6 protein-coding genes are annotated in these 12,593 nt (G+C 74.8%); 1 reads left to right on the forward strand and 5 read right to left on the reverse strand.

What is annotated here, in order from left to right; all coding sequences use genetic code 11:
- Window positions 1–6: 6 nt before the first annotated feature.
- The 5 genes from DDJ31_RS05135 to DDJ31_RS05155 all read right to left on the reverse strand — a co-directional run bounded on the left by DDJ31_RS05135 (window position 7) and on the right by DDJ31_RS05155 (window position 10,844).
- Window positions 7–780, reverse strand: a complete 774-nt coding sequence (locus DDJ31_RS05135) for an aminotransferase class IV (RefSeq protein WP_127182944.1) — start codon at window positions 778–780, stop codon at window positions 7–9.
- Window positions 781–896: 116 nt separating this feature from the next.
- On the reverse strand, window positions 897–1,592 hold the full coding sequence (locus tag DDJ31_RS05140; protein WP_127181477.1) for a PAS domain-containing protein: 696 nt from the start codon (window positions 1,590–1,592) through the stop codon (window positions 897–899).
- 490 nt (window positions 1,593–2,082) lie between these two features.
- Entirely contained in the window at window positions 2,083–4,929 is a 2,847-nt protein-coding gene (locus tag DDJ31_RS05145; RefSeq protein ID WP_127181476.1) for an ATP-binding protein, read from the reverse strand.
- A 4-nt stretch (window positions 4,930–4,933) separates the two neighbouring features.
- On the reverse strand, window positions 4,934–7,840 hold the full coding sequence (locus DDJ31_RS39620) for a helix-turn-helix transcriptional regulator (RefSeq protein WP_127181475.1): 2,907 nt from the start codon (window positions 7,838–7,840) through the stop codon (window positions 4,934–4,936).
- Window positions 7,841–7,949: 109 nt separating this feature from the next.
- On the reverse strand, window positions 7,950–10,844 hold the full coding sequence (locus tag DDJ31_RS05155) for an ATP-binding protein (protein ID WP_127181474.1): 2,895 nt from the start codon (window positions 10,842–10,844) through the stop codon (window positions 7,950–7,952).
- Window positions 10,845–11,179: 335 nt separating this feature from the next.
- Here DDJ31_RS05155 and DDJ31_RS05160 point away from each other — a divergent pair, with 335 nt between their 5' ends.
- Complete coding sequence (locus DDJ31_RS05160; RefSeq protein WP_127181473.1) at window positions 11,180–12,556, forward strand: glycosyltransferase; 1,377 nt, start codon at window positions 11,180–11,182, stop codon at window positions 12,554–12,556.
- The last annotated feature ends 37 nt before the right edge of the window (window positions 12,557–12,593 follow it).

Genomic DNA, 12,593 nt, shown 5'->3' on the forward strand with positions numbered 1-12,593 from the left:
ACCCGGTCACAGCGGGTCGGCGGGCAGCGAGCGGTAGGTGTCGGCGAGCCGGCTCAGCACCGGGTGGACGGCCGGGTACGCGCGTTCGTCGATCCGTACCACGGGCCGCACCCCGGTGACCGCGTTCGTCGCGAACACCGCCTCGCAGTCGCCGAGTTCGGAGACCGACACCAGGTCGGTGACATCGTCGCCCGCCCGCCGCAGGAGCTGCCGGGTGGTGCCGGCCAGGATGTCGCCGCCCGGCCACACCACCTCGCCGTCGCGCACCAGGCCGATGTTCCAGGTCCCGCCCTCGAGGACCGCGCCGTCGGCGCCGGTGAGCAGGACGTCGTCGTAGCCGTCCCGCGCGGCCCGGCGGCGCAGCCGCAGGGTGGCGGCGAGGCCGACGGACTTGACCTCGGGCAGGTCCCTGAGGTGGACGGCGGTCCGCACCCGCAGCGGTCCCGGGTCGGCGGCCGGGGCCGGCCGCGCGGTGACCAGGACCCGGGGGTGGGCGTCGGCGGCCATGGTGGCGAGGCCGAGCGCCGGGTCGAAGACCGTGACCCGGACGACCCGGCGGCCGCGTTCCGGGGCGGCGCGGCGGGCCAGGGCGCGGACCCGGTCGGGGTCGAGCGGGGTGCCGAAGAGGAGCCGGCAGTCGCGGATCAGCCGCTCCAGGTGGAGGTCGAGTCCGCGGACGGCGCCGTCCTCGACCAACAGGGTCGTGAAATGGCCGTAGTTGGTGACTGCCAGGGCGATCAGGTCGTCGGGGGCGGCTGGTTCGCCGTCCAGCTCGATCATGGCGTCACCGTCAGGGGGAGGGCCGCCGGGTGCGGTGTGGACCGGGGCGGGCGGCGTGAGCGGGCGGGGCGGTGCGGCGGCCTGGCCCTCGAAGGCGTCGGCGTGAGGGCATCGTCTCACTTGATGAAGTCCTCGACGACCCGGGGCGGCCAGGTGCCGACCTTGAGGACGCCCATCGAGTAGGCGCGGGAGACGAGGGCGGCCCGGTTGGGGACCTTCAGGGCGCGCAGCAGCCCGGTGACGTGGTACTCGACGCCCTGCCTGCTGAGGTAGAGGCGGGAGGCGAGGGGGATGGTGGAGACGCCGGCGGCTATGCCTTCGAGGATGCGGGCGTCGATCTCGCTGAGGAGCCGCTTGCGCGGCGCGACGGCTGCCGCCGCCTCGGCCTTCTCGCCCGCGGCGGACATCACCACGAGGATGGCGGCGACGTCGGGGGTGTGGGCGCCGCGCACGGCCATGGCGCTCAGCGGCAGCATGGACGCGGCGCTCTCCTGGCCGACGGCGATGACCTCGGTGGCGAACCGGTGGCGCTTGCCCTCCAGCATCCGCGCGAACTGCCGCAGCAGCGGCTGCTGGACGCTGGGGTGGACGAGGTCGCAGAAGTGCTTGCCGCAGAGGTCGGCCGCGGGGCCGCCGAAGCGGCTGTCGAACTCCCGGTTCACCTGCTGGATGGTGAGGGCGGGATCGAGACAGGCGACGTAGGCGTCGGGCCGGTCGAAGTCCTCGGTGAGACCGGCGACCTGTTCCGGTGAACCGGCGGGTGCCGGGGTCTGCGCGCGGTCCATGAGCGTGGTGTGGGGGGTGGGCGTCAAGGAACTCGGAACCCTTCTTCAAGAGCACTAACGGTGGCGGGAAGCAGGGATCCCACGAGCGGGACAGAGCCCTGCCATGAGCCTTGTCGAAAAAGGCGGTGCGTTGAAGCAGATGATTTGGATATTACGAAGGCGGGGAAGCACGGGTCAACGCGGGTCGGGCCTGACCTGCCAATCCTGTGGTATCTCCTTCGGTAGGTACGGTCCCGTACCGAAGGGGTTCGGTAGGGAGGGGTTCGGTGTTCGGTACCGCACCCCTCCACCAGTTCACGACCAGCAGAAACACCCCGCAGTCGACGAAATCACCCATCCCGCGGGAGTGAAAGCGCTTGCGCCCGGTCGGCCGCGCCGTACGGTCCCGCAAAGAGATGACAGAAGTTCAGGTATTCCCCGCCGGGCGGCCCGCCGTCACAGCGAGGAACCGCAAACGGAAACGCCCGGACGCCCCCCGTAATATTCCGGGAGAAAGTCCGGGCGTCTTCCTCGTGTATTACTTGGGGGCATCCCCGATTTCCGTGCCGGATACCAGCCCGATGAGTTCACGGCGGCCCGCGATGCCCACTTTCCGGTAGACATGCGTGAGGTGCTTCTCGACGGCGCGCGAGCTGACCCGCAGCTCCCCCGCGATCTCCTGGTTGGTCAGCCCCCGGCAGGCGAGACCGGCCACCCGCCGCTCGGTCGGGGTGAGCAGATGGTGCGGGAAGGCCACCGGGGTGTGCCGGTCCCCGGTGCCGCCGACGGCGCGCTCGGCGAGGAAGGGCGCTCCGCAGGCGGTCGCCAGGGTGGCGGCCTCCCGGGCCAGCGCCTCCGACTCGGGCCCGCCGCCCAGGCGTTCGGAGAGCGACAGCAGCGCGCGGGCCAGTTCGAGCTGGTTGGCGGAGACCCGCAGCACGGTGACCGCCTCGCGCAGCAGGGCGATGCCGCGGCCGCCGTCCTCCAGGCGTCCGAGCAGCCGCATGGCGCGGCCGACGCCGACGGGCGCTCCCCACTGCTCGGCGCGGGCCAGCTCCTCCTCGGCGAGGGCGCGGGCGGTGCGGTGGTCGCCGAGCCTGCGGTGGACGCCGACGGCCCAGGAACGCCAGGGGAAGAGGACCGGGTTGTGCCAGCCGGCCGCCTCCAGTTGGCGGCCGCAGGACCTGAGGGAGTCGAGGGCGCCGGTGTGGTCGCCTGCGGCGATCTCGCGGGTGGCTTCGAGCAGGCGGAGGATGCCGGTGAGGGTGAGGCCCTGCGGGCGGATGCGGCTCGCGCGGCGCAGCACCCGTTCGGCGAGGGCGGGGTCGCGGGACTCCAGGGCGACGATGGCGTGGGTCATCGTCGCGACGGTGCCCAGGGTGTGGTGGTCGGACTCGGTCATGCCGAGGGCGGTCTCGGACTGTTCGCGGGCCTGGGCGAGCCGGCCGCGGCCGAGGTGGACGAGGGCCTGTTCGATGTGGGCGAGGGCGTTGGCGGGGGCGGTGCGCCGGGTGTGGGCGCGGTGTTCGACGGCGAGCCAGGAGTCGACGGCCTCCACCGAGTCGGCGGCGATCATCGTGATGATGACCAGGGGCAGGGTGGAGTGGATGCGCGCGGAGGTGGCGGGTTCCCGGTCGAGGACGCGTTCGGCGAGCCGTACCACCTCGTCGGCGGGCATCCGGCAGCCGAGGGTGACGGCGCCGAGCAGGGCGATGGTCAACTCCCGTTCGGCGGCGGTGTCCAGGGGCGGTTCGGGGCCGAGTTCCCGCAACCGGTCGGCGGCCGCGGCGAGTACGGCGGGGTCCTCGTGGCCGCAGTGGCGCAGTCTGGCCTCAAGGCGCAGCGCGAGGTCGCGGTCGGCGCCGGTGAGCAGGTCGGCGGGGCCGAGTCCTTCGGCGGCCTGTCTGAGCAGTTCGACGACGGTGAGCAGGGCGGGGCCGAGCGGGGTGGGTGAGATGCGCAGCGCGGCGACGGCGCGGTCGCGGGGTTCGGGCAGCAGGGTCATCGCCTGGGCGATGTGCCGTTCACAGGCGAGGGGGTCGAACCCCCTTTCTGCGGTGGCGAGTTCGACGAGGAGGCGGGCGCGTCCCACGCCGTCGGCGGGGCTGTCGAGCAGGGCGCGCTGGAGGTAGCGGGCGGCGGCGTCGGGGGCGCCGCGGCGCAGCGCGGTGTCGGCGGCGGCGCGCAGGACGTCGACGGCCCACGGCTGGTGGCGGGTGACGACGGCCATGAGCTGGGCGGCGACCTGTTCGGCGGGGGCGCCTGCGGAGTAGAGGAGGGCGGCGGCCTCGTCGTGCAGCCGTTCCCGCTGGACCATGGTGAGGGTGGACTCGGCGGCGTCGCGGACGGCGCGGTGGACGAAGCGGGGTTCGTGGGCGGTGCGCGGTCCGTGGGCGGCGGCGAGCATGCCGAGGGCGCCGAGGGCGCGCAGGGCTCCCGAGTAGCCGATTGCGTCGAGTCCGGCGAGCCGGGCGAGCGCCTCGGGGGTGCCCTGTTCGCCGAGGACGGCGATGGCGGCGGCGAGGTCGCGGACCGCGGGCGGCTGGGTGCGCAGGATGCTGGCGATGCGTTCGCGCAGTTGGGAGGGGGCCAACCCGCGTGCCACGGCGGCGTGTTCGGCGAAGGGGCGGCGGCCGAGGACCTCGGTGCCGATGAGGGTCGACATGAGGAACAGGGGGTTGCCCGCGGAGACTTCGTGGCAGGCGACGACGAACTCCTCGTCGCCGGGCTCCCCGAAGCGTTCGCGGACCAGGGCGTGGGCGGCGGTGAGGCTGAGGGAGGCGGGCCGCAGGGTCTGGGTGGCGGCGTCGCGGACCTCGCGGATCAGGGTGTGGTGGGTGCGGGGGTCGCCGTCGCGCAGGGCGCAGACGATGACGGCCCGCAGTCCGTGCAGCCGTTTGGCGAGGTAGGTGAGCCAGCGCAGGGAGGGCACGTCGGACCACTGGAGGTCGTCGACGAGGATGAGCAGCCGGTTCTCGGTGCTGACGTTGGCGATCAGCGAGAAGAGTCCGTGCAGGACGGCCTCGGTGGCGGCGATGGCCTGGTCGGCGCCGGGTGAGGCGGCGTCGTCGGCGAGGACGTGCCGGGCGAAGGAGGCGTGGGCGTCCATCCAGCGGTCCCTGGCGTCCTCGGGCGAGTCGCTCAGCAGCGTCTCGAAGAGTTGCCGTACGACGCCGAACGCGAAGTCCTGTTCCATGGAGGCGGCGTTGGCCCGCAGCACCCGGATGTCGTCGTGGCCGTCGGCGAGTCCGGACAGCCGCTGAAGCAGGGCGGTGCGGCCGATCCCGAGCGGTCCGGTGAGCAGGACCAGGGAGGACCGTCCGTCGGTGGCGGCGCCCAGGGCGGCGTCGACCAGGGCGATCTCGGTGTTGCGCTCCAGCAGCATATGGTCAGCTGCCCTCCGATCCTTGGGCCAGTGCGCGCAGTTCCTCACGTCCGCGGATGCGGAGTTTGCGGTAGACACCGCTCAGGCGCAGTTCGACGGTGCGGGTGGTGACCGAGAGGATCGTGGCGATCTCCCGGTTGCCGAGGCCGCGGGTGGCGAGGACCGCCGCCTCGCGTTCGGCGTCGCTGAGGCCGCGCCAGGCGGCCGGGACCCGGGTGTCCTGGCGCGGGGTCGGGTGGGGCGCGGTGGTTGCCTGGTGGCGGGCGGTGGCGTCCCTGGCGGAGGTGTCGGTGCGCAGGGTGGCGGCGATGTCCCCGGGCAGAATCGAACCGGCGGCGTTGAGGGAGACCACCGATCGGCGGTCGGCCTCGTCGCGTTCGGCGGAGGCCAGTTCGATGACGGCGCGGGTGTAGTCGGTGCGGGCGGGGGCCTCGCTGAGGGTGGCGACGGCGGCCCGCAGGTGTTCGACGCGCTGGTCGGCGACCACCATGGCGAGGCCGAGTTCGGCCCGCCCGAGCGGGCTGCTCGCGCCCCAGCGGCGGGCCAGGCTCAGCTCCTCGCGGGCCAGCCGCTGCGCCTCGTCGCCCGCGCCGAGGATGTGGGCGGTCTCGGCGGCGAACGAACGCCAGGGCACCTCGGCGGGGTTGACGCAGCCGAAGCGCAGCAGCCAGCGGCCGGCCGCGCGGAAGTACTCCCTTGCCTGGTACGGCTCGTCGCGGACGTGGGCCAACGCCCCCTGGGCGAACAGCAGGTAGGCGGTGGTGGCGCACTCCTGGGCGAGGCGCGGCACCGGCCGGGCGACGGTCTCGGCGGCGCGGTCGATGTGGCCGCGCTGGATGTCGGAGATGACGCTCAGCGCGATCCAGTACGGCATGAACAGCGGATGGCGTCCGGCGGGCGGCAGTTCGACCTCGGCGGCGGCCAGGTCGCGGGAGGCGGCGTCGGGGCGGCCGTGTCTGATGTGCAGGTCGGCGCGGACGGAGAGGATGTGCGCGACGGCGAGGGAGGAGCGCTCGCGGTGGGCCTCGGAGAGCATCTCGGCGAGGTGGCTCTCGACCTCGTCGCCGTCGTCGGTGAGGAGCAGCGCGCGGCAGGCGAAGAGGCGGGGCACCACGAGCGGCGGGCGGCCCGCCGGGTCGGGGGCGAGGGCGGCCCGGCCGAGTCTGCGGGCCTCGTCGATGTGGGCGCCGGCCACGGCGTGCTGCCAGGCCCGCAGTCCGGCGACTGCGGGGCTGTGCGAGTGGTCGGGGAGCGCGGGGGTGGGGAGGATGTCGAGTTCGGTGCCGTCGTGGCGCAGGCAGTCGCCGATCCTCAACAGGGCGGCCATCTCGTGCTGTTCGGCCACCGTGGGGCCGGTGCCCTGGCCGGCTCCCGCGGGTGTGTCGGTGGTGCAGTGGGCGGCGGCGTGGGTGCCGGGCGACTTGGGGGGTGTGAGGGGGGCCGCGTCCGGGCGGCCCCGGTGCGGGCGTCTGCTCGGGACGCCGTCGCCGGGGAGTGCGGAGAGGTCGCCGGACTCGGCGAGGGCGAGGCGGGCGGAGCGGGTGTCGCCGCCGAGGAGGCACAGGTCGACGGCGCGGGAGCGCAGCCCGGTGCCGGGGGTGCGGATCAGGCCGTGCAGCCGGCGTTCGGCGGCGGCGGGCACGGAGAGCATCTCCACGGAGGCCAGTTGGTACTCGACGCGGGCCCGGGTCTCGGCGTCCAGGGGTTCGTCGAGGGCGCGGGCGAGGTAGCCGGCCGCGCGGTCGCGGTCTCCGCCGCGCAGGGCTGCGGTGTAGCCGCGGCGCAGGGTGTCGACGGCCCAGGGCGCGCCGACCGGGCGGGCCAGCATCAGCAGGTCGGCGATGCCCTGGTCGTCGGCGGCGACCCGCTGGGCGAGCCGGGCGGCGCGGGCGTGGAGGTCGGCGCGGTCGGCGGCGGGCATCTCTTCGAGGACGCGGGCCCGGACAACGCTGTCAGGGATGTAGGGGGCGCCGTCCTTCAGGGTGGTGAGGCCGCTGGCCTGGAGCGCGGCGCGCAGCCGGGCCTCGGGTACGGCGTGCGGTCCCGCGAGTCCGCAGACCAGCGGGAAGTCGAGGAGGTCGCCGCAGACGGCGAGGGCGCGCAGGGCGTCGACGGCGGCGGGGTCGCGCAGTTCGCTGAGCGCCTTGGCGGCGTGGTCGCCGACCACTTCGGCGGTGAGGGCGCGCAGCTGTCCGACGGACTCGGCGAGCGGGCGGTGCCCCTCGCGGGTGAAACGTTCCAGGGCGTCGTGCAGGACGGCCGGGTTGCCGCGGGTGGCGTCGGCGACGGCGGCGGTGAAGGCGGGGGCGCCCGGGGTGCCGCAGACCGCGCGGACGGCGTCGGCGGTGCCGCTCGCGGTGAGCGGCGGCAGGGCGAGTTCGATGGTGCTGACGACGCTGGTGAGGGAGGTGCCGACGCTCCACTCGGGGCGGGTGATGGCGGCGCCCGTGCTGCTGGTGAGCAGCGCGAGCGGGACCCGGGGCAGCCGTCTGACCAGGGCTTCGAGCCAGCGCAGTGAGGCGACGTCGAGCCACTGGACGTCCTGCACCACGAGGAGGGTGGGGCGGTCGCGGGCGGCGGTGAGGAGTCCGCCGAGGCCGGGCAGTCCGCCGGACTGGTCCTGGGAGAGGAAGAGGCGCGGGGCGAGGTCGCGGTCCTCGCCGGTGAGGAGCTGGGCGACGACGCCGTAGCGGAGTTGGTCCTCGGCGGGGGTGGCGCGGGCCGTCAGGACGCGCAGGCCGGCGCTCGTCGCCTGTTCGGCGGCCCAGCGCAGCAGGGCGTTCTGTCCGAGTCCGGGTTCTCCGGTCACGGTGACCACGGCGGGGCGCGCGGACCGGAGCTCGCCGATCATGGCCGAGAGCACAGCCTGCTCGCGGTCGCGCTCCAGGAGCGGGAACTCGGGGGACGGCATAGAGGTGATCATATATTTCCGCGAGAACACGGGAGCTACATGTAACCTGTTGTTCTTTTTGTTGGCTTTTCTCCTTTCTGTTGTGCGATGTCGACGGAGCGCGCGGCGCTCAGGGTCCCGAGGCGGACAGAACGGGCGGCGGCGGTCCGCCCGTGCGCAGGGCCTCCGTCAGGTCGGCCCGCCGGTTCACCCCCAACTTCCGGTACACGCTGGTCAGATGGAGCTCGATCGTACGCACCGTCACGAAGAGGGACTCCGCGACCTCCCGGTTGCCCGCCCCCGCGGCGACCAGACCGGCCACCGTGCGCTCGGTGCCGGTCAGCATGTCGAGCGGGGACGCGGTGATCTCCCGCATCCGGCCGCCGGCCGCCACCAGGTCCTCCCTGGCCTGCCGGGCGAGGGCCACACAGCCGCTGCGCCGGGCGAGCCCGACGGCCTCCCGCAGATGGTCGCGCGCCTCCCGCACCGCTCCGCCGGCCAGCACCGCCCGCCCGAGCAGCAGCAGCGCCCGCGCGTGCTGGACGCGCGCGGGTGAGGACTCCAGCAGGGCGACCGCCTCGCGCAGCGGCCCCGCCCCGGCGGGCCCCGGTGCGGCGGCGCCGCGCGCCAGCAGGGCGTACCCGTGGGCGCGCGGGGTGTCCCAGCGGGCGGCGAGCCGGGCGCCGTGCTCGGCGGCCTCGCGCGCCTCGGCGGTCCTGCCGAGTCCGCCGAGCAGACAGGCGGCCTCCAGCCACCAGGGCGCGAAGACGGGGTTGCCGAGCCCGGCCGAGGCCAGCGAGTCGCCGCAGCCGCGGAACGTGTCGAGGGCGCCGTCCAGGTCGCCCCGTGCGGCCCGTACCCGGCCCCGCGCCATCAGGTACCAGTGGTACTCCCAGGCGAAGCGGTCCAGGTGGGGCCGTTTGATCGCGGCGAGGGCCTCCTCGGCGCGGGCCACCTCGCCGCGTTCGGTGAGGGCCGCCGCGTAGGCGGTGTGCGGCATGGTGGTGCTGTCGCCCCAGCGTTCCTGCCCGAGGATCTCCAGCGAGGTCTGGGCGTCCGCGAGCGCGTCCGCGACCTCGCCGTTCTCCAGGCGGTACAGGGAGCGGGTGGAGAGCGCCAGGACGTACGTCCAGACCGCGGCGGAGTCCCGGCTGCCGCGCAGCACCGTCTCCAGGGCGTCGTCGGCGGCCTGGTTCTCGTCGGCGAGGGACAGCGCGAGGGAGGCGGGCAGCAGCGACCACGCGCCGAGCGGGACACCGGGGGCGCGCAGCGCGCGGCGGGCCCGCCGTACGCTCTCGGCGGCCGGCCGGCCGTCGACGGCGCCGAGCACGCTCAGCATGGCGAGCTGCTGCCGTTCGGCGGGGGTGTCGCCGGGCGGCGGGGTGAGGTCCCTGGTGCGGCGCAGCACCTCGGGGAGGGTGGACTTCTCGTCGGCGCCGACGATCAGCAGGGCCGACTCGGCGAGGGTGCGCAGTTCGCGGTCGGCGGGCTCGGGGTCGGCGCCGAGCCCCGCGTCGAGGTCGGCGAGCGCGTCGGCGAGCACCCGGGTGCCGTCGGGCGAGCGCTGCACGCTGAGGCAGGTCAGGGCGAGTTGGACGGCCGTCGCGGTGCGGGCGCGGAGGTCGGTGGTGAGGGTGTGCGCGTCGTGCAACAGGCTGACCGAGCGGCGCGGGTCGGTCTCGGCGAGGGCCTTGCCGAGCCGGGTGAGGACGTCGGGGTCGTCGGGTTCGGCCTCCCTGACCCGTTCCAGGTAGCGGGCGGTGGCCTCGGGGGCGCCGCGCTGCTCGGCCTGGGCGGCGGCGGCCCGCAGCACGGAGGTGGCCCAGGCGTCGACCGGTCCCGGCACGGCGAGGATCTGGGCCGCGGTCTCCTCGGGTGAGCGTCCGATGTCGGAGAGCAGCCGGGCGGCGCGCAGCCGCAGCGCGGCCACCCCGGCGGCGCCGAGCGGGTCGAGGACGGCGGCGCGCACCAGGTCGTGGACGGGTTCGCGGCGGCTGCGGTGGACCAGGCCCGCCTGCCGCAGGATCTCCACGCCCTCCTCGACGTGCAGGGCGGACACCCCGACGAGGGCGGCGAGGTAGGCGGTGTCCTCGTCGCCGAGGACGGCGAGCGCGAGCAGCACCTCGCGCACCCAGCCGGGCTGGTCGACGAGGGTGCCCTGCACGGACGCGGCGACGATCCGCCCGCCGACCTCGGCGATCTGCCGGGTCCCCGCCTCGTCAGGGCCGAGGCCCGCGGTGCGCAGGTCGCGCAGCAGCCGTACGGCGTCGAGGGGGCTGCCGCCGGTGACGGAGACGAGCCGGGTGACGAACCCGGGCTCGGGCCGCTGTCCCGGGAAGACCCGGGCGACGAGTTCGGTCACCTCGGCGGTGTCCAGCGGGCCGAGGCGCAGCGAGGCGGGCAGGTGGTGGGCGGCCAGGTCGGAGAGGGCGTCGGGGGCGCCGAGTCCCGCCTCCGTGCGGTGCGCGGCGACCACGAGGAGCGGCAGCCCGTCGGCGCGGCGCAGCAGGAAGTCGAGCCAGCGCAGGGAGCGTTCGTCGCACCAGTGGGCGTCGTCGAGGACCAGTACCAGGGGGCCTTCGGCCATCAGGTTGACGGCGAGCCAGTACAGGCCCTGGAGGACGGAGAAGGTGCCCTCGGGGGCGCCGAGTCCTTCGAGGGTCTCGGGGTCGGCGGCGAGTGCGGGCAGGGCGCGGCGGGCGCCGCCGTCGAGGAGGTGGGAGGCGCGGCCCTTGCGGCTGGTCAGGCCGAGCCGGGCGCAGAGCGCGCGGACCCCGCTGTAGCCGGTGCCGGCGTCGACGGCGCGGCAGCCGCCGTGCAGGACGGTCATGCCGGCGAAGGGGCCGCCGTCGGCGACGGCGGCGCGCAGCAGGGCGGTCTTGCCCGCGCCAGCCGGACCGTCGACGAGGACCAGCCGGGGCCGGCCCGCGCGGGCGGCCTCGGCGTGCCGGGCGAGGGCCTCGAGGTGGCGGGCCCGTCCGACCAGCGGCGGTGCGGAGGGGGCGGTACGGGCCCGTTCGCTCACTTGCTCTCCCTCGCGTCGTACAAGGCCGGGACGGCGGCCGGCGGTCACCGGGGCGGGCGCGTTCGCATCGGCCGGTGGCGATCACCGTCCCGGGTCGCACCTGCCCCGCCTGAACCTCATCTACGCACATTCGGGGGGCTCGACGGCGGCGGGGGCGCGATGTCTAAGGATTTCCCCGGTAGCTGCCATGAGATCAAGTGAGGGTGCCCCCGGCGACGCCTGTGACGGAGTCGGCCGGCACACCGCACACCGCACGACTGTCCCCGCGCCCGTCCACGTGTGACCGGCGGACCGCGGCCACCCTCGGCGCCACCTCGTGAAAGGGCATCCCACCCATGGACTCCGCCGCCCGGCCGATCCTCTTCGTCAGCCTCCCCGAGAGCGGCCTGCTCAACCCGTTGCTGGTGCTGGCGGGCGAGCTGGCCCGCCGCGGTGTCCCCGACCTGTGGTTCGCGACCGACGAGAGCCGCCGCGAGGAGGTGACGGCGCTCGGCGCCGCCTCGCCGGTGTCGTTCGCGTCGCTGGGCGCGACGGTGTCCGAGCTGTCCGCGGTGACCTGGGACGACGACGTGTACCGGGAGGTCACCCAGTCGTCCCGGTTCAAGGCGCACCGCGCGGTGGTCAGGCAGTCCTACAAGCCGGCGCTCCAGGCCCGCAAGTACCGGGAGCTGGAGAAGGTCGTGGACGAGGTGCGGCCCGCGCTGCTGGTCGTGGACTGCGTGGCCGGTTTCGCCGTCGACCTGGCGCTGACCCGGAACATCCCGTACGTGCTCAATGTGCCGTTCGTCGCGAGCAACGTGCTGACCTCGCACAACCCGTTCGGCGCGTCGTACACCCCGAAGAACTTCCCGGTCCCCAACTCCGGGCTGCCGCTGGCGATGTCGGCCCGGCAGCGGCTGGCCAACACGCTCTTCAAGTGGCGCACCCTCGGCATGTTCCTCGGCCCGCGGATGGGCAAGGTGCTGCGGGAGGACGCGGCGATCCGCAAGGAGCTCGGCATCACCCCGCCCAACGCGATGACCCGCGTCGACCGGGCGGCCGCCGTGCTGTGCGCGTCGATCGCCGAGCTCGACTACCCCTTCGACATCCCCGCGAAGCTGAACCTGGTGGGGGCCGTGCTGCCGCCGCTGCCCGAGGCGCCGGACGACGACGAGGTGTCGGACTGGCTCGACGGGCAGTCCTCGGTGGTCTACATGGGCTTCGGCACCATCACCCGGCTGACCCGCCCGGAGGTCGAGGCGCTGGTGGAGGTGGCGCGGCGGATGGCGGACACCCACCAGTTCCTGTGGAAGCTCCCCGCCGAGCAGCAGCATCTGCTGCCGCCCGCCGCGTCGCTGCCGGCGAACCTGCGGGTGGAGAAGTGGGTGCCCTCGCAGCTCGACGTGCTCGCCCACCCGAACGTGTCGGCGTTCTTCTCGCACGGCGGCGGCAACGCCTACCACGAGGGCGTCTACTTCGGGAAGCCGCAGGTGGTGCGCCCGCTGTGGGTGGACTGCTTCGACCAGGCGGTGCGCGGCCGGGACTTCGGCATCAGCCTGACCCTGGACCGGCCGCACACCGTCGACGTCGACGACGTCGTCGACAAGCTGACCCGTGTCACCGCCGAGCCGTCGTTCCGTGAGCGGGCCGAGCGTCTCGGCGCGCTGCAGAGGGCGGCCGGTGGCCGCAAGACCGCCGCCGACCTCGTGCTCGGCCTGCTCCCCGCGGCGTGAGCGCCCCGCGCCCGCCCGCCCCCATCCCGCGTCAGCC

Origin of the sequence: Streptomyces griseoviridis, from assembly GCF_005222485.1 — a bacterium.
GTDB lineage: Bacteria > Actinomycetota > Actinomycetes > Streptomycetales > Streptomycetaceae > Streptomyces > Streptomyces hintoniae.